General features: G+C 68.3%; 11 protein-coding genes. 2 read left to right on the top strand and 9 right to left on the bottom strand.

All coding sequences use genetic code 11. From position 1 onward, the window contains the following. Nucleotides 1-105: 105 nt before the first annotated feature. Complete coding sequence (locus ACZ6YV_RS07505; protein ID WP_465508838.1) at nucleotides 106-4,752, top strand: DUF7927 domain-containing protein; 4,647 nt, start codon at nucleotides 106-108, stop codon at nucleotides 4,750-4,752. 85 nt (nucleotides 4,753-4,837) lie between these two features. Here the strand turns inward: ACZ6YV_RS07505 and ACZ6YV_RS07500 are convergent, their stop codons facing one another. Genes ACZ6YV_RS07500 through ACZ6YV_RS07490 form a run of 3 tightly spaced genes read right to left on the bottom strand, consistent with a single transcriptional unit; the run spans nucleotide 4,838 to nucleotide 8,243 of the window. Further along, the gene (locus ACZ6YV_RS07500) at nucleotides 4,838-7,384 is read right to left on the bottom strand and encodes a WXG100 family type VII secretion target (protein WP_465508837.1); all 2,547 of its coding nucleotides are present in this window, start codon (nucleotides 7,382-7,384) and stop codon (nucleotides 4,838-4,840) included. After that, the gene (locus ACZ6YV_RS07495) at nucleotides 7,381-7,695 is read right to left on the bottom strand and encodes a hypothetical protein (RefSeq protein WP_378245513.1); all 315 of its coding nucleotides are present in this window, start codon (nucleotides 7,693-7,695) and stop codon (nucleotides 7,381-7,383) included. The genes ACZ6YV_RS07500 and ACZ6YV_RS07495 overlap by 4 nt, the downstream gene beginning before the upstream one ends. Then, a complete protein-coding gene (locus ACZ6YV_RS07490) occupies nucleotides 7,692-8,243 on the bottom strand; it encodes a YbaB/EbfC family nucleoid-associated protein (protein ID WP_465508836.1) in 552 nt (183 codons plus the stop codon). The genes ACZ6YV_RS07495 and ACZ6YV_RS07490 overlap by 4 nt, the downstream gene beginning before the upstream one ends. 235 nt (nucleotides 8,244-8,478) lie before the next feature. Between ACZ6YV_RS07490 and ACZ6YV_RS07485 the strand changes: the two genes are divergently transcribed. Next, on the top strand, nucleotides 8,479-8,958 hold the full coding sequence (locus tag ACZ6YV_RS07485) for a GNAT family N-acetyltransferase (protein WP_465508835.1): 480 nt from the start codon (nucleotides 8,479-8,481) through the stop codon (nucleotides 8,956-8,958). Here ACZ6YV_RS07485 and ACZ6YV_RS07480 read toward each other — a convergent pair. From ACZ6YV_RS07480 to ACZ6YV_RS07455, 6 genes are all read right to left on the bottom strand, one after another. Next, complete coding sequence (locus ACZ6YV_RS07480) at nucleotides 8,955-9,536, bottom strand: P-loop NTPase family protein (protein ID WP_465508834.1); 582 nt, start codon at nucleotides 9,534-9,536, stop codon at nucleotides 8,955-8,957. The genes ACZ6YV_RS07485 and ACZ6YV_RS07480 overlap by 4 nt on opposite strands. Nucleotides 9,537-9,569: 33 nt before the next feature. Then, the gene (locus tag ACZ6YV_RS07475) at nucleotides 9,570-10,184 is read right to left on the bottom strand and encodes an SRPBCC family protein (protein WP_465508833.1); all 615 of its coding nucleotides are present in this window, start codon (nucleotides 10,182-10,184) and stop codon (nucleotides 9,570-9,572) included. Nucleotides 10,185-10,461: 277 nt separating this feature from the next. Beyond that, the gene (locus tag ACZ6YV_RS07470) at nucleotides 10,462-11,049 is read right to left on the bottom strand and encodes a TIGR03086 family metal-binding protein (protein WP_465508832.1); all 588 of its coding nucleotides are present in this window, start codon (nucleotides 11,047-11,049) and stop codon (nucleotides 10,462-10,464) included. Nucleotides 11,050-11,055: 6 nt separating this feature from the next. After that, entirely contained in the window at nucleotides 11,056-12,039 is a 984-nt protein-coding gene (locus tag ACZ6YV_RS07465; protein WP_465508831.1) for an alpha-ketoacid dehydrogenase subunit beta, read from the bottom strand. After that, complete coding sequence (locus ACZ6YV_RS07460; protein WP_465508830.1) at nucleotides 12,036-12,974, bottom strand: thiamine pyrophosphate-dependent dehydrogenase E1 component subunit alpha; 939 nt, start codon at nucleotides 12,972-12,974, stop codon at nucleotides 12,036-12,038. Before ACZ6YV_RS07460 ends, ACZ6YV_RS07465 begins: the two co-directional genes overlap by 4 nt. A gap of 32 nt (nucleotides 12,975-13,006) precedes the next feature. Continuing rightward, nucleotides 13,007-17,800, bottom strand: a complete 4,794-nt coding sequence (locus ACZ6YV_RS07455) for an amino acid adenylation domain-containing protein (RefSeq protein ID WP_465508829.1) — start codon at nucleotides 17,798-17,800, stop codon at nucleotides 13,007-13,009. Nucleotide 17,801: the final 1 nt, after the last annotated feature.

The following is a 17,801-nucleotide window of genomic DNA, read 5'->3' as shown; positions in this document are numbered from 1 at the left end:
CACCCATGATCGAACACGTTCAGGTGGCGCCTCGGCTTTCGAGTTGAGGCTCGTGGTGCGGCTTGTAGCGTCGGGCTGAGTTCGCTCGCCACCGGGAGGCTCTTCATGGTCGTCGCACAACGTCGGCGCCGTGTACCGAAACCGTTGTCACGCCGGGTTTTGGCGTTCGGCACGGTGCTGGCTGTCCTTTTCGGAACCCTCGTCACGACGGGGACGGCGCAGGCGGCGACCTGGCCGGTGCAGGGCGAGAACGACCCGTCGACGTTCGACTGCGACCACCTCTACTACAGCAACTTCCGGTCCGGCATGCAGTTCCGCGCCGGCGCCGCGGGGGACGCGGAGATCCAGAACACGGTGATCAGCAAGCGGGCGGGCGCGGGCCTGCCGGACTACTGGTCGACGAACATGGCGCTGGGCAAGGATCCGGACACCGGCCGGGTCGCCGCCTTCTACTCCAGCTACACCACCGGGAATCTCACGCTCTACAAGCACGTGTCGGGGACGAACACCGTCACCGACGAGATCGCCGGGGGCGAGCCCCGCAAGCTCCCCGCCGGGACCAACTGGGGAGGACTCGGCGCCGATCCCGCCACCGGGATGCTCTACGGCGCGCAGAACGGCGGGGCGCCGGTGCTGTTCGCGATGAATCTGGCCAGCGGCGCGACGAAGACCTTCTCCCGCGGCTCCACGCTGAAGCCCGTCCCGGCGAACGACCCCGTGTTCGCCGGGGGATCGCTCGTTCCCGACCTGTTCGTCGACTCCTCCGGTGGCGTGTACTACGGGATCGTCTACGGCGGACAGAGCTACATCTACCGGTTCGATCCGGGCACCGGCGAGACCACCCAGGCGGTGAAGGTCACCGGCCCCGGCTCGTCCAACGGCTTCGACAACTACGGCATGGCCTTCCTGAACGGCTCGATCTACCTCGGTTACCACGGCGGCGCGCTGTACAAGGTCGATCCGCGCACGGGCGTTTCCCGGCAGGTGCCCGGCGGCAACGCGCACACCAACCAGGTCGGCCGGATCATCTCCGAATCCGGCGGGACCTGGCCCATCACCGACCTGGCCAGCTGCTCTATCGCCCCGGATCTGACGAAACGGCTCGTCGTCGCCAAGAAGGCGGACAAGACCGAGGCGAAACCGGGTGACAAGGTCACCTACACCGTCACGGTCGCCAACGAGGGTACGGCGACGGCGCCCGGGGCGGTCGTCACCGACGACCTGTCCGGAGTGGTGGACGACGCCGCCTACAACGACGACGCGAAGGCCCTGTCGAACGGCGCCGAGCTGGGGAAACCCCAGTACGACGCCGCGGGGAAACGGCTGACCTGGACCGGCGACCTCGGCCCCGGTGCGTCCGTGACGATCACCTATTCGGTGACGATCGGTTCGCCACCGGGCGGCGACAAGAAGCTCGACAACGTCGTGACCGTGCCGGACAGCAACTGCGCCGAGGGCGGGAAGGACCCGGACTGCGCCGCGCGGGTCGACGTGGCGACGTTGAAGATCGCCAAGAGCAGCGCGCCGAAGAAGCCCATGCCCGGCCAGAAGGTCACCTACACGGTCAAGCTCACCAACGACGGCACGGCCGACTGGGCGGACGCCACCGCCGTCGACGATCTGTCCGATGTGGTCGATGACGCGGCGTACGACGGCGACGCCACCGCGACCACCGGCGTCGTGACCTACTCCGGGGCTGACAAGACTCTGCGTTGGGCCGGTGCCGTCGGGAAGGGCAGCACGGTCACGATCACCTATTCGGTGACAGTCGCGAACCCGCCGGGCGGGAACAAGCGGCTGACCAACGTCGTCGTCGGCCCGGACGGCTCCACCTGCCCCGAAGGCAGTGCGGATCCGGCCTGCGGCACCGACGAGCCGATCAACGGGCTCGTGATCACGAAGTCGGCCGCTCCGGAAACAGCCAAACCCGGCGACGTCGTGACCTACACCCTGACAGCCCGCACCCTCGACGGTTCGGCCGCGACAGGAGTGACCCTCAGCGACGATCTGTCCGGCGTCCTCGACGACGCCACCTACAACGGTGACGCCGTCGCCGCCGCAGACGGGACGCCCACTCCGGCACAACCCGCCTACGACAGTCCGACGTTGACGTGGACCGGCGACATCCCTGCCGGGAAGACCGTCACCATCACCTATTCGGTGAAGGTCGGCACGCCGCCGGCCGGGGACAAGGTGCTGCGTAACGCGGTCACCGGTCCGGACGGCTCGACGTGCCCGCCGGGAAGTACCGACCCGGCCTGCGGCACTGAGACCCCGATCGGCGCCCTGGAGATCAAGAAGACGGCGAGCCCGGCCTCGGCCATGCCCGGGGACAAGGTCACCTACACGGTGAAGGTGCGCAACGTCGGCCCGGCGGCCTACCCGGGGGCTTCGTTCAGCGATGACCTGACCGGTGTCCTCGACGACGCCACCTACAACGGCGATGCCTCCGCCACCTCGGGCGCCACCACCTTCGACGAGCCGGGCCGGAAACTCACCTGGACCGGTGATGTCCCCGCGGGAAGCACGGTGACGGTCACCTATTCGGTCACCGTCGGCAAACCGCCCGCCGGGGATCGGCGGCTGACCAACGTCGTCGTCGGCCCGGACGGCTCCACCTGCCCGGAAAATGGTTCGGATCCCGACTGCGCGACCGAAACCCCGATCGGGGTACTGGTGCTGGCCAAGACCGCGGCACCGGCGAGCGCGAAGCCGGGCCAGGTCGTCACCTACACCGTGACAGCGAGCAATCCCGGGAGCGGCGTCTACCGCGATGCCCGGTTCACCGACGACCTGAGCGGCGCCCTGGACGACGCGACCTACAACCGGGACGCGCGGGCCACCGCGGGCACCGTCGCGTATGCGGAGCCGAAGCTGACCTGGACGGCGGACCTCCCGGCGGGCGCCACGGTGACCATCACCTACTCGGTGACCGTGAACAAGCCGCCCACCGGGGACCGGACGCTGCGCAACGCCGTGACCGGCACCGACGACTCGACCTGCCCGCCCGGCTCCACGGACCCGGACTGCTCCGCCGTCACCCCGGTCGCGGCCCTGCGGATCGCCAAGACCGCCACACCGGCCGCTCCCCGGCCGGGCGAGCGGCTCACCTACACGGTGCGCGTCCAGAACACCGGAACCGCGGCGTACCCGGGAGCGCGGATCACCGATGACCTGACCGGTGTCCTCGACGACGCGACCTACAACGACGACGCCACGGCGACCGGCGGCACCACCGGCTACGAGGCCCCGGTGGTGAGCTGGACCGGCGACGTCGCGGCCGGTGCCACCGTCACCATCACCTATTCCGTCACCGTGAACCGCCCGCCCGGCGGCGACAAGAAGCTGTCCAACGCCGTCGTCGGCACCCCGGACGGCAACTGCCCGCCGGATTCGGCCGATCCGGACTGCGGGACGGTCACGCCGGTGCCGTCGCTGAAGATCCGCAAGACGGCCACCCCCGACGAGGTCAAGACCGGCGACACCATCACGTACACCGTCACCGTCGAAAACGTCGGCGCGGCAACGGATCCCGCCGCGTCGTTCACCGACGACCTTTCCGGGGTGCTGGACGACGCCACCTACAACGGTGACGCCAAAGCGGATTCCGGCACGGTGACGGTCGCCGTCGGCCCGCCGACCTTGACCTGGACCGGTTCCCTCGCCCCCGGCGACAAGGCCACCGTCACCTACTCGGTCGTCGTGACCAACAAGGGCGACAAACGCCTGGTCAACGTGGTCACCGGCGCGGGGTCCAACTGTGAAGAGGGCTCCGAAGACCCGGACTGCCGCAACGAGCTGCCCACCCCGGCGTTGCGCATCACGAAGTCGGCCACCCCGGCGGTGGCCGCACCGGGCGGCAAGGTCACGTACACGGTGGTCGTGCGCAACACCGGTCAGGCGCCGTATCCGGGTGCTTCGTTCGCGGACGACCTGACCAAGGTCCTCGACGACGCGACCTACAACGACGACGCGGGGGCCACCGCGGGCACCGTGGCGTACACGGCGCCGAAGCTGACCTGGACGGGCACGGTTGCCGCCGGTGCGTCGGCGACCATCACCTATTCGGTCACCGTGGCGAAACCCGTTCGAGGGGACCACTTCCTGGACAACGCCGTTTCGAGCGACGAGGGGACCAACTGCCCGCCGTCAGGGCAGCGGGATCCCGCCTGTTCCACCCGCACCCCGGTGCTCTCGATGGTCATCGCCAAGACGGCGTCGCCGTCGAGCGGAGTCGCTCCCGGAGACAAGGTCACCTACACGCTGTCCATCACCAGTACCGGCACCGGTGTTTATGAAGACGCCGTCGTGACCGACGACTTGGCCAGTGTCCTCAATGGAGCAACGTACAACGGCGACGCGAAGGCCACGAGCGGATCCGTGGCACTGAGCGGAAAGCTGCTTCGCTGGCACGGAAAGCTCGCTGTCGGGCAGAAAGTCGTCGTGACATATTCGGTCACCGCCGGATCCGGGGAAGGGAAGTTGCGCAACGCGGTCACCTCCACCACTCCCGGCGCGAACTGCCTCACCCCGGACGAACCGGGCTGCTCGACCGAAACTCCGGTCACGCCCGGCGAGCCGCCGGTCGATCCTCCTGACGATCCGACGCCGCCGGTAGGCCCGACGCACCCTGGTCCCGGGCCGTTGGCTTCGACCGGTTCGCACACCAGCGACCTGCTGGCGCTGGCCTTCGCCGCGTTGCTGGCAGGGGCCTGGATGCTGTGGTCCGCGCGCCGCCGGATTCGCCGCTGAGCGGCAACGCGGTGTGACTTTGAAAAGCCCGGTGCGGATGTCCTGTGTGGACACCCGCACCGGGCTCAATTCGTTCTACTCCGGATCAGGGAGCGTTGTTCCCGCGTGACTCGTCGGAGAAGCCTCCTCCGGCCGCTACGCCGGGGAGCACCGCTCCGCGGATCATGTCGATCGTGCCCTTCGTGATCAGCGCATAACCGTTGTGGTTCGGATCGGTGATGTGCTTGATGACGTCGACGACTTTGGTGAACTCCTTGTTGTCGGCCCACCCCGCCGGCCCGTCCATGACCTTCAGGATCTCGTTCATCTTCTTGTCGAAGGCATCGAGTTGGTACTGGTTGATCGAGCCCGGGTGCTCGTTGGCGTACTTCTTCGCGCCGTCCATGAACAGGTCGTGCGTCTTTTCCTTGCTGTTGAACAGCCAGGACTTGTCGTCCTTGGGGGGAGCGCCGGTTCCGCCGTTGCCGTCAGCGTTGTTGGTTCCGCCCGATCCGGAGCCGGAACCGTCGGCACTGTTGCTGCCAGAGCCGGAACCGCTGCCGCTGTCAGTACCGGAGCCGGAGCCGGAGCCGGAGCCGGAGCCGCTGTCAGTACCGGAACCGGACCCGCTGCCAGAGCCGCTGCCGGAGTCGGTACCTGAACCACTGCCGGAGCCGGAACCACTGCCGGAGCCGTCGGGGCTGTTGCTGCCGGACCCGCTGCCACTGCCGGAGCCAGAGCCTGAACCGGAACCACTACCGGAGCCGGAGCCGCTGCCGCTGTCAGTACCGGAGCCGGAGCCGCTGCCGCTGTCAGTACCGGAGCCGGACCCGCTGCCGGAGCCGGTACCTGAACCACTGCCGGAGCCGTCGGGGCTGTTGCTGCCGGACCCGCTGCCACTGCCGGAGCCAGAGCCTGAACCGGAACCACTACCAGAGCCGGAACCGCTGCCGCTGTCAGTACCGGAGCCGGACCCGCTGCCGCTGCCAGAACCGGAACCGGACCCGCTGCCGGAGCCGGTACCTGAACCACTGCCGGAGCCGTCGGGGCTGTTGCTGCCGGACCCGCTGCCACTGCCGGAGCCAGAACCACTGCCAGAGCCTGAACCGCTACCGGAGCCGCTACCAGCGCCGTTGTCGGCCTTGGGGTCTGTCCAGGGGTTGTAGGTGGGGTCGCCGTTGTCGCGGTATGGGCCGCCGGAGCCACCAGTGCCGCCGCTGTCCGTCCCGCCGGTGCCACCGTTGCCGTCAGCGTTGTTGGTTCCACCGCTGCCGCTGCCGGAACCTGATCCCGAGCCGTTACCAGAGCCTGAGCCACTGCCAGAGCCGGAACCGCTACCGGCGCCGTTGTCGGCCTTGGGGTCTGTCCAGGGGTTGTAGGTGGGATCGCCGTTGTCACGGTATGGGCCGCCAGGGCCACCGCTGCCGGAGCCGTCGGCGCTGTTGCTGCCCGAGCCCGAGCCGCTGCCGGAGCCGGACCCGCTGCCCGAGCCGGAGCCGTCAGGGCTGTTGCCACCGCTGCCCGAGCCCGAGCCACTGCCGGAACCGGAACCACTACCGGAACCGGAGCCGTCGGCGCTGTTGCTGCCGCTGCCCGAGCCGCTTCCATTTCCGGACTCGCTACCACTACCGGACCCGCTACCGCTGCCCGATCCGGTGCCACTACCCGAGCCGCTACCGGAACCGGACCCACTGCCCGAGCCGGATCCGCTTCCGGATCCAGAGCCGGATCCACCACCGGAGCCGCTACCGCTCCCGGAGCCACCGCCACTGCCAGAGCCGCGTCCGCCACCACCAGGCGCGGGCACGACGTCGTCCACCGCCTTGGCGGCGTCGTCGGCCAAACCCTTGGTGCTCTTCGAGAGGTTCTTGATGGACTTCGCCGCTGAGGTGATCGCCTTGGTCAGCTTCGTGATCTGGATACCGATCTTGGACAGCGCCACGGCGACCGTCGCGAAGACGGTGCCGAGGAAGATGCCGATCGAGGTGCCGAACGTGAACGGCATGGCCGCGATCGCGGCGATCGCGCCCGCGAGGATGCCGCCGAGCACGCCGGAGACGAGGTCGCGGATGATCCCTCGGACGGCACCGATGACGGCGCCGCAGATCGACACGGTCTTCTTCGCGGACTCAAGGGACGTGCCCAGCGCGTCCACGCCCGCGGCGAGGTCCTCGGTGGCCTTTTTGAAGGCGTCGGCGGCGTTGCCCTTCCATGAGTCGACGAGTTTGCCGACTTCGTCCTTCAGGGTTTGGGCCAGCCCCTCGATCTTTTCCTTTTCCTTGCCGAGGGCGGCGGCCGCTGTCGAGATGCCCTCGGGGTCACCCAGGAGCATGTCGAGCGGAATCCTGAACGGGGTGATGTGCTCGATGAGCCAGCCGATTCCCGCGGCGAGGACACTGCCGAGCGGGTCGATCACCAGGCCGAGGGTCTCGAGCACGAGACCCGCACCCGCGATCCCCTGCATCACCTTGTCGTTGTCCTTGACGGCGAATTGCAGCTGGTCGATCGTGTTGATGATTCCCGCGCCGTTGGTGCGGGTGTCATCGGAAGTGATCAGGTCCTTCGGATTGTGCCAGAAATCGTTGGGCTTGTAATCGACATTGTCTTCGTATTTGTTCTTGTCACCGAGTTTTCCGGTGTCCGCGCCGCTCATTGGTCGACCTTCGAGATCTGCTCTTTCGCGTGGTCTTCGTTGGCTTGGTATTCCTTGTAAGCCTTGTCGAGTTTCTCCTTGTGCTTCTGGAGAGACTCGCCGTACTTGTTGAAGGCGTCCCGCGTCTCGGCGCAGTAGGCGGAAGCTGCCGCGCCGATGATCTGACCCATGAGGACTCCGTACAGACCCGGATCGGCGACCATGTGGCCGACGAGGTCACCGGTTTGGCGCACGTCGTCCGCGTGCCCGGCCAGCTTCTTGCCGAAGGTGTCGAAAGCTTCGGCAGCCGGGATGTCTTGTCCGCCGCTCACCAGGGGTTCCCTTCGTCCTCGTCCATGTCGTCACGGGCCGGACGACGTCGTGGTGGGGGAGGTGCCGGCCTCGTCGGCGGCTGTTGCTGCTGCGGTGGTGGCGGCGGCGTGAAGGGCCGCGGCGGCGGGGGAGCTTCGTCCGGCTCGGGGGTCTCGGCGAACTTGTTCACCTGGTCGATGTAGGCGTCGACAGCCGGTTCCGGCGGGAGGAAGCTCTTCATCATCTCGACGGCTTCACCGTCACCGACGATGGTCTCCACCGCGCTTGTCACGGCACGCGCGGTCTTGCTCTGCGCCTCGCGCACGGTCGCCATGATCGTCGCCGTCAGCCGGGGCTCGCCCAGCGCGCACGCCCGCCTGCCGAGCTGGATGTTGCTCAGCGCGCCGTTCGGCGCCAGCGTCACCGTGACGGAACCGTCCGGCGAAGTCACCGTGGCGCCGGCGGTGGAGAAGGCTTCCTCCAGCTGGGTCGCCTTCTCCTGCATTTCACGGGCTTGTCGTTCGAGGTAGTACTGGAGGTCTTCGCCTGGCTTCAGATCCGGCTCCACACCTTGCTCCCTGTAACGGCTGATTCGTTGTGGGCACGCCGCCTCACGCGATCTCCAAGGTGAAGCCGTTCCCCGCTGGCATCGAGCCAAGTCCGATGAAAAGGCGGCCGTGCCATGATCCGCACCGTATCGTTACCACCAAGTAGGTATTCGGACAACCCCGGCGGCCAAGGAATGCCCGAAAGGTCCGGTCGGGGTGGCAGATCAGGCCATCGTGTGGCGAAAGGACGGTGCGATGGGAACCGGACCGGTGGTGCGGAACGCCGAACGGGACGACGTCATGGCCATCTGCGGCTTCGGAGAGGAGCACGTCCGAGCTCATTACGCGCCGTTGATCGGCGAAGAAGCCGCGGCCAAGCAGGTCCGGATGTGGTGGCACGAGACGAACATCGCCGGTGCCGTGGCTCGCGGTGCGGTGGTGGTCGCCGACGACGGCGGGCACCTCGTCGGCGTCGGACAGCGCGGCCGCGACGGCGAAGACCACGTGATCTACAAGCTGTACGCGCATCCACGTCATCGTGGGAGCGGCTTGGGCCGTCGGCTGCTCGACGCCCTCATCGGACAGTTGCCAGAGGACGCCGGGCGGCTCTACATCGAGCATTTCGCGGCCAATGAACGCGCGGGCGCGTTCTACGAGCGCGAAGGGTTCACAGTGGACAGGATCGAACCGAGTTCCAGCGGAGCCGTGGTGTGGCGCGTCCGCGATCTTCGCTAGCGGAGGTTCCGGGCGAGGGCCCCGTCGAGCCAGCGGTCGACCTGACGCTGGCCACGCAGGCGGACGATGACGAGGTCCGGGTGGCGGTTCTGCTCGATGACCTTGTGTACCCGGGCTCGAATCATCGGGTGGTAGCGCCAGGCGAGCCTGATGATGTGCCCGGGATCGGTGAAGAACGTGTACAGCGGACCTTCGACGTTGCCACCGGCGATCTTCGAGCCGCGCCCGACGCGACGCTTCAGCGTCCGGACCACAGTGCGGGTCATCGTCATGACACGTGGGTGATCGAGCCAGACCAGCACGTCCAGCCGTTCGGTCATCCGCTCCCGGACCTCTTCGCCCTGCCACTCGATGGCCCACTCGTCGCCGTCGAGGAACTCCAGGACGTCGGCCTGCCAGGTCTCGCGCACCGTCCAACCCGGAGCGTGGAAGAAGGACTCGAACTCGACGAACGGCAGCCCCATGCGCTCGCACAGGGTTCGCGCCAGCGTCGACTTCCCGGATCCGGCGGGACCCGCCACCGCGGCCCGCCGGACGCGCCGTCCGGGAAGGGCGTCGTCCGGCCCGATGATCTCCATGCCGGGAGCATAGGGAGAGGCCGGGGCTCGGCCCTACCGGTTTTCGGCGGCCTTCTTGAGATCTTTCAACCAGATTTCGAGGCCCTGGCCGAGCATCTCGGTGGAGCCCGGCACGTCCTTGTCCACCTGCGGGCCGGTGTGGCTTTCCTCGGTGCGGACGATGACGCCGCCGCGCACCTTGACGAAGTTCCAGACGTGGACGCCGTCGATGTGCATGCCCCCGGGGCCGTCCAGGGGGCCTGTCCAGCGGAGGCACTTGCCGGGCTGGAGCTGCCGGACGGTGGAAACGATGGTGACGTCGCCGGGAGGGTAGGGCATGCCGGGCGGGACGGGAATCGTCCACTGGAACCGCGAACGCTCGCGCAGCGGGCCTGGGTCCAGGCGTTTCATGGTGACGGGGATGGCGGGATTCTGCCAGGACGGCCAGGCCTCCACGTCGGTCTGCAGGTCCCAGATGGTGCGCAGCGGCGCCTTGACGAAGGTCTCGGTCCGGTAGCGCACCTTGGCGGCGCGGTCGATGCCTCTTCCTTGGCAGGTAAGTGAAGTCGGCTTGGCGTCGGGAACGGCGGCCTGGGCGGGCGCGATGGCGCCGAGGACGCCCGCGATCGCCAGCGGGACGGTGAGCAGGGCGGTGCGAAGACCGAACATGAGGGTTCTCCTTGGGTCGCGTTAGTGGCTATCGCTATAGTTAGAGGTTATAGCGATAGTTGGGCGCGCGTCAAGGAGGAGAGGTGTCCCCAATGTGGCGTTGGGGACGTTGAGCGTCCCCAACGCCACATTGGGGACATTCCGGGGCCGCGTGGGACTCCGTGTCGTGACGTGAAGGCGGCCTTCAAGGAGGCTTACGAGCGCCGCGTCTCTGTGGCTGGACTGGTCGGTCGAGGGGGTCGTGAGTGGTAAGTGTCGTTAGAACGACCCAAAACACTCACGAGACCCGGCCCAGGAACGCCAGGAACCGCGTCCGCTGATCGGCGCCCGGCGCCGGTTTCACCTTGGGCCCGAAGGTGCCCGGCGTGCGGCTGATGATCAGCCGGGCGAGGGAGAACGACGGCGCGACGATGTCGGGCTCCATGGGCACGTCCACGCCGAGCGCGGAGCCGACGTCCCAGGTGTGGACCAGGGTGTCGAAGGTCAGCAAGGCCAGGTAGTCCGTGACGGTCGCGTCAGGACGGTTGGCCACGTACCAGGCAGGGGCGGGCCGGACGAGGACGTCATCGGTGATGAGGGCGGCCGTCGCTTCGCGGGTCTCGCGCCACCCGGCCAGCGGATCCTCACCGGCCAGCTCGCCGGGATTTTCGGAGCCCGCAGGTCCGTTCCGCACCGTGTACTCCTGGCCCGTCAGGTGGTGGCGCAGCACCTCCAGCCCCCAGGTGACGTGACCCGCCACGTCGCGCACCGTCCAGTGTTCGCACGCCGACGCCGCGTTCCACTGTTCCGGCGACACTTTGGTGAGCACGGCGTCGAAGGCGTCTTGTGTCCGCTGGTAGCGGTCCAAGGTCTCGTTGGCTTCCATGGTTCCCTACTTCAACGTCGCTTCGATGGCGTCCGTCAGCTGGCCGGCTCCCGGCACCAGGGCCGTGTCGAGCGCGAGCGCGTACGGGATGACGGTTCCGTCCGGACGGCAAACCCGCTTCGGCGGCGCCACCAGGTCGAACTCTTCGGCCGCCGTCGCGACGATCTCCGCCCCCAACCCGCACATGCGGTTCGAGTCGTCGATCACGACCAGGCGCCCGGTCTTGTTCACCGATTTGCGGAGGCAGTCCCAATCGAAGGGGTAGACCGTTCTCGGGTCGATGACCTCGATGTCCGCCCGGTCGCTGAAACTCTCGGCGACTTCGAGCGCCGTGCCGACGTGCTGGCCCACCGCCACCACCGTCAGGTCGCCGCCCTCGCGGACGACCTTCGCCTCCCCCAGCGGCACGATCTCGTCTTCGCCCCCGTAGGCCGGATCCGTCGCCCCCAGCAGCGGAGAAGGAGCGAACACCGCCACCGGGTCAGGATCCTGGATCGCCGCCCGCAGCAGCCCGTACGCGTCCGCCGGTAGTCCGGGGACGACCGTCTTGATCCCGGCGTGGGCGAGCAGGCTGTAGGGGTTGTCCGAATGCTGACCCGCCCAGCCGAACCTCGACCCCGACCCCGAAACGAGGTACGTGACAGGGATCCGCACCTGCCCGCCGGTCATCAAGGAGAACTTGTGGGCCTGGTTCACGATCTGCTCGAACACCAGGTAGATCAGCGAAGAGATCTGGAACTCGATCACGGGCTTCTTGCCCGCCATCGCCGCGCCGGTCCCGAAACTGGTGAAGGCCTGTTCCGAAAGGGGCGTGTCCAGCACTCGTTCCGGGCCGAACCGGGGCAGCAGCCCCGAGGTCACCCCGCTCGCGCCGACGCCGACGTCCTCGCCGAGTAGGAAAACGTCCTCGTCGGCCGCCATTTCGGCGTGCAGGGCGAGGTTCATCGCGTGCATGTAGCCGAAGTTCTCCGGAGAAGGCAGCTCGCTCACAGGATCACGCCCGGCCGGACAGCGGCAGTTCCCGCGTAGAGGTACATCAGTGCGTCCTTCGGATCGGGCGACGGGGCGTTCCTCGCGAACTCGACGGCCTCGTCGATCTGGTTTTTGACGGCTTCATCGATCTCGGCGACGACGTCGTCGCCCAACTTCCCGCCCAGCAAGGGAATCGGATCTCGTTCGCGCCACTGGGCCACTTCGTCGCGGTCGCGGAATTCGACGCCCAGCAGTTCGAGGACGGAATGATGGCCGAAGAACCGGTAGGTCCGGCATTCCAGGAACGCAGGGCCCTGGCCCGCGCGGCATCCTTCGACCAGTTCCGCCGCGACATCCGCCACCGCTTCGACGTCCATGCCGTCGACAGTGCGCGAGACCATCCCGAAGCCTTCGGCACGACGCGCCGCGCTGCCCGCGAGCCCCGTTTCGAGCTTGAGGCTTGTCGCGTACCCGTTGTTCTCGCAGACGAACAAGACCGGCAGGGACCAGATCGAGGCCAGGTTGAAGGCCTCCAGCAGGACACCCTGGCTCATCGCGCCGTCGCCGAAGAAGCTGACGACGACTTCCGAGTTCCCCCGGGCCTTGGCCGCCCAAGCGGCGCCCGAGGCGATCGCCCCGCCGGCACCGACGATCCCGTTGGCGCCCAGGATGCCCAGCTTCATGTCCGCGGCGTGCATCGATCCGCCGCGTCCCTTGTTGAACCCTTCGAGGGTACCGAGGAGTTCGGCGAGCAGGCGGCGCGGATCCGCGCCCTTCGCCAGCACATGCCCGTGCCCTCGGTGCGTGCTGGTGATGAAGTCCTGGTCCGTCAGGTTCGCGCTGATGCCCACGGCCACGGCTTCCTGCCCGATGTACGGGTGGATCCCGCCGTTGATCTCACCGGCGATCGCCATCGCCAGGCAGCGTTCTTCGAACTCCCGGATCAGTTTCATGGACCGGTAAAGGGCCCTCTGACGTTCACGAGTCATTTCCGCGACAGCCCTTCGTGTTCGGTGGTGGGACGGGACCGGACGAGCATCCTGTCGATGTACCGGAGCAGCGCGCCGTCATCGGGACTCGGCACGACGATCGAGGTGAAGTCGCCGCTAGGCCTGCCCTCGTCGCTGGTGTCCGAAGTGGACTCGAAGAGCAGCTTCAGGATGGCGTGTTCCTCGGGGGAGCGGGCCTCGAGCACCGAGAGCCAGTCGGCCACCGGCAGCGTGCCGATCTCCGTTCCGGCGCTCCGCACGAGATCCACCAGGTACGTGAGCCGGACAGGCCGCCTGCTCGCCAGCACGAACCGGCTGCCGTCCCGCGGCTGCTCGATGCCGAGCCGGGCGAGCGCGCCCGCGGTCTCGTCCACCGCGATCCAGGGTTCCTCGATCTCGGTGTCGGGCGCGGAGCCGAGTTCGAGAATGACCCGCAGCACCCGCAGCATGATGTCCCGCGTGTTCCCCTGCCCGGTGCGCGAATCCCCGACGATCCGGGGCAGCCGGTAGATCGCCGCCGGCAGCCCGCGTTCGTACGCGGTGGTGATCAGCTGTTCCGCGTGCGACTTGGTCTCCGCGTACCCGCTGCGGGAACCGTTCTCCGCACCGGCGGAAATGGTCGACACGAACTGCACCTGCTTGAGCCGGGTGGTGGCCGCCAGCCGGATCAGCTCGCGGGTGCCGCCCACGTTGGCGTCCACCAGCTGGTCGTAGCCGGCCAGCGCGTCGACCCAGGCGCCGTTGTGACAGACCAGGTCGATCTCGCCCGCGAGCCGCTCGAAGGCCGCGCCGGTGAGGCCGAGGCCGGGCGCCGCGAGATCGCCGGGAACGACCGTGATCCGCTCGTGGTCGACTTCGGGGGAAAGGCCGTAGCGGTCGAGATTTTCGCGCAGTCGCCGCCATCCCGCGCTTTCGTCCGCCGCCCGGACGAGACAGTGCACGCGCACGTTCTTCCGGGTCAGCAGCTCGCGGACCAGATATGCCCCGACGAAGCCGGTCGCTCCGGTGAGCAGGATGTCCGAGATCTCGCCGGGCCCACGAGGCGGCAGCCGGTCGGGGAGGACGCCGTGCAGCATGGCCACGGGGTCGAAGGCGCGGGCACCGGTCGTCCGCCGCCCGCCGTTGATCTCTTCGGCCAGCTTGGCGATCGTGGGCCGCTCGAACAGCGTCCGCAACGGCAGCTCGATCTGCAGTGTCTCCCCGATCCGGACGGCGAGTTGCGCGGCCTTCAAGGAGTGCCCGCCGACGTCGAAGAAGCTTTCGTCCCGGCCGACGGTTTCGCGGTCGAGGACCTGGGCCCAGATCGCCGCCAGGGTCTCCTCGGTCGGGTTCCGCGGCGGAGCGAACGGCGTGGCCTTGTCCGGTCCGATGCCACCGTTGATCTCCGGGAGGGCCTTGGTGTCGAGCTTTCCGTTGATGGTCAAGGGAAGCTCGGGAAGCGCCACGAACGCCGCGGGCACCATGTACTCCGGCAGTACGCCGCGCAGTCGGTTGCGCAGAGCGGTCTCATCGAAAACGCCCGACACCTTCAGATAGGCGACGAGACTCTTCTGCCCGGACGAGTCCTCGCGCACGACGACAGCGGCCTGTGTGATGTCCTCATTGGACAGAAGTGCCGTTTCGACCTCCCGGGGTTCGATGCGGAAGCCCCGGATCTTGACCTGGTCGTCGACGCGGCCGAGGTACTCGATGTCGCCGTCGGCGTTGTGGCGGACGATGTCCCCGGTCCGGTAGAGCCGGTCGCTGGTGGTGTCGAAGCGATTGGGGACGAACTGCTCCTCGGTGAGGCCCGGTTGTCCTCGATACCCGCGCGCGACACCGGGCCCGGCCACGTGGAGTTCCCCCGGCACGCCTGTCGGCGCGACCCGGCCGTGCTCGTCGAGGACGTACACGCGGGTGTTGCCGAGCGGGCGGCCGATGGGGATGCCGGTGAGTCCGGCGGGAACCGGCGTCGCGATGGGGTGGCAGGTGGCGAACGTCGTGCATTCGGTGGGCCCGTAGCCGTTGAAGAACCGCGTGCCGGGCAGCGCGGCGGCGGCGCGGCGGACATGGGTGACGGACAGCGCTTCGCCACCGACGAGCAGCTGACGGAGCCCGGTGAGCGCGGCGGTGTTCTCGTCGACGATGTGGTTGAACAACGACGAGGTCAGCCAGGCCGTGCTGATCCGGTGCCGGGTGATCGCGTCGGCGAGCGGCCGGGCGGTGAGGACCCGTTCGGTGGAGATGACGCAGGTGGCACCGGACAGGAGCGCGCCCCAGATCTCGAAAGTGGCGGCGTCGAAGGAGATCGCCGACGCGTGCAGCACCACTTCGTCCGGGCCGAGGATGCCTTCCGGCAGCCCGGTGACGAGACGGATGATCGACCGGTGCTCGATTTCGACGCCTTTGGGGCGTCCGGTCGAGCCGGAGGTGTAGATGACGTAGGCCAGATCCCGCGGTCCCACGCCGGATTCGAGCGCTGTCGACGGTTCCTCGGCGAGCGTCGGATCGCCGGTCGGGTCGGTGGTGACGACCAGTTCGGCGCCGCCGTCGGAGAGCAGGAGCCGTTGGCGTTCCTCGGGATACGCGGGGTCGATCGGCAGGTACGCGGCGCCGGTCTTGAGGATCGCGAGCAGGGCGGTGATCAGCCCGATGGAGCGGGGCAGGCAGACGCCGATGAGTGTGCCGGGTCCGGCGCCCAGCGTCCGCAACCGGTGCGCGAGCCGGTTGGACCGGACGTCGAGCTCGGCGTAGGTCAGGGAATCTTCGCCGCAGATCAGGGCTGTCGCTTGTGGACGCTGCCGGACCTGTCCGTCGAACACCGCGGGCACGGTCGCCAGGGTGGGCGACGTCGTGGCCGTGTCGTTCCAGCCTTCCGTCAGCCGATGGATTTCCGGATCGCTCATCATCGGCAAGGCGGACAGCGGCCGCTCCGCGTCGGCGACGACGGACGCGAGCAGCTGCCGGAAGTGCTCGCTGAAGCGCTCGATCGTGACCTTGTCGAACAGCTCGGCGTTGTAGTCGATCCGCGCTTCCAGCACGCCGTTCCGGTCGGACACCTGGCATGCGAGATCGAACGGTTCCGGCGACGGCACGTCCACCAGCCGGAAGGCGACCTGGGTGAGCGGGTTGCGGCTGAAGTCCCGCCGGGGCACCAGTTCCTCGACGAGACGTTCGAAGGGGACATCCGGGTTCGCTTCCGCGCCGAGCGTGGCCTCCCGCACCCTGCCCAGCAGTTCCGGGAAGGTGGGATCGCCGGACAGGTCGGTGCGCAGCACCAGCGTCTCGGCGTCGGCCGAGGGGGTTCCGACCAGCACGTCGGTGGTGCGGGCGTAACGGGACAGGACGACGTCGAAGGTCGCCAGGAGCGTCGTGAACAGGGTGACGTCGTGGCGGCCGCTCAAGCCTCGAAGTCCCTCGGCGACACCGGGGTCCACGGCGAAGGAGAGCGAGTCGCCGCGGTAGGCCGCCACCGGCGGGCGGGCGCGATCCGTCGGCAGTTCCAGCACCGTGGGCGCGCCGTCGAGCTGCTTCCGCCAGTAGTCGAGTTGTCCGCGCAGTGCCCCGAAAAGCGGCTCGTCGGGGTTCCGCAGCGCGTGTTCGACAAGCCGAACGAGTCGGTTGACGAGCCGTGTAGCGGTAGAGCGTTCGAAAAGGCTGGACCGGAACACCAGCGAGCCGTGCAGCTTGCCGTCCTGCAGGTGCGTGACCAGCTCCAGATCGAACCGGGTCGCCACGCCCGCCCACGGCACGCTGGAGATCTCGCCTTCGCCGGACAGGGGGATTTCCCCGTTGTGCACGACCACGACGTCGAAGATCGCGTTGCGCCCCGCGTCGCGTTCGGGCCGGACCTCCGCGACCACCTGGTCGAACGGCGCCTGCTGATGCGCGTAGGCGTCGACCATCTTGGTACGGGCCACCTTGAGCAGCTCGCGGAACGTCATCGAGGGGGTGAGATGGGTCCGCAGCACCACGGTGTTCACGAAGAAGCCGAGGACGTCGGCGAACCGGCGGTCGTCGCGACCGGCCAGCACCGTTCCGATCGTGATGTCCTCCTGTCCGGAATGGAGGGACAACAGCGCCTGGAACACGGCGGCCACGGCGCTGGAGAGCGCGCACCGATTCCGCAGGGCGAAAGCGGAAAAGGCCTTGGTGAGCTCGGCGGGAAGCTCGAAGTCGACGTGGTCGCCGGCGAATCCGGGGTTACCCGAACGCGGCCTGTCCGTCGGCAGCCGCAGCGGCTGGAACCCGTCGAGCTCCCGCCGCCAGTAGTCGAGGTGGTCCGCCACCGAGCCGGTGCCGGCGCGCTGCGCCGCGACGAACTCCTCGTAGGTCACGTCGAGCGGGGCGGGGGTCTCCGACCGATAGAGGGCGACGAGATCCTCGGTCACGATCTGGATGGACCGGCCGTCGGTGATCATGTGGTGCATCACCACGCACACCATGGCCGAGCCGTCGGCGCATTCGACGACCATCACCCGCACCGGCGGTGCCGCCGCGAGGTCGAACGGTTCGGAGACCAGGTCGGCCGTATGCGCCTGCCAGGCGTTCTCGCCTGCCCCGGCGGTCCGCCGCGCCACCGGGATACGGAAGCCCGGCATCGTGGTGGCGACCGGCGTCCCCGATCCGTCCACGACGAAAGCCCAGCGGAGCACCGGATGACGTTCGACGAGCGCGCCGAGCGCCCTGCCGAGTGCCTCGAAATCGACGCCGTCGCGGAACCGCAGGACGATCGGGATGTTGTACGCGGCACTGGTGCGGTCGAGTTGCTGCACCAGCCACAGCCGCTCCTGCCCGAGCGACAACCTCATC

It is taken from the genome of Amycolatopsis sp. NPDC102522 (assembly GCF_055584485.1).
Note: the sequence above shows the minus strand (reverse complement) of the source record. Positions and strands in the feature narration are given on the sequence as shown.

Excerpts from the sequence above, each read along its gene's own strand:
- ACZ6YV_RS07505 (WP_465508838.1), top strand. The coding sequence starts at position 106 with ATGGTCGTCGCACAACGTCGGCGCCGTGTACCGAAACCGTTGTCACGC.
- ACZ6YV_RS07500 (WP_465508837.1), bottom strand. The coding sequence starts at position 7,384 with ATGAGCGGCGCGGACACCGGAAAACTCGGTGACAAGAACAAATACGAA.
- ACZ6YV_RS07485 (WP_465508835.1), top strand. The coding sequence starts at position 8,479 with ATGGGAACCGGACCGGTGGTGCGGAACGCCGAACGGGACGACGTCATG.
- ACZ6YV_RS07480 (WP_465508834.1), bottom strand. The coding sequence starts at position 9,536 with ATGGAGATCATCGGGCCGGACGACGCCCTTCCCGGACGGCGCGTCCGG.
- ACZ6YV_RS07475 (WP_465508833.1), bottom strand. The coding sequence starts at position 10,184 with ATGTTCGGTCTTCGCACCGCCCTGCTCACCGTCCCGCTGGCGATCGCG.
- ACZ6YV_RS07470 (WP_465508832.1), bottom strand. The coding sequence starts at position 11,049 with ATGGAAGCCAACGAGACCTTGGACCGCTACCAGCGGACACAAGACGCC.
- ACZ6YV_RS07460 (WP_465508830.1), bottom strand. The coding sequence starts at position 12,974 with ATGAAACTGATCCGGGAGTTCGAAGAACGCTGCCTGGCGATGGCGATC.
- ACZ6YV_RS07455 (WP_465508829.1), bottom strand. The coding sequence starts at position 17,800 with ATGAGGTTGTCGCTCGGGCAGGAGCGGCTGTGGCTGGTGCAGCAACTC.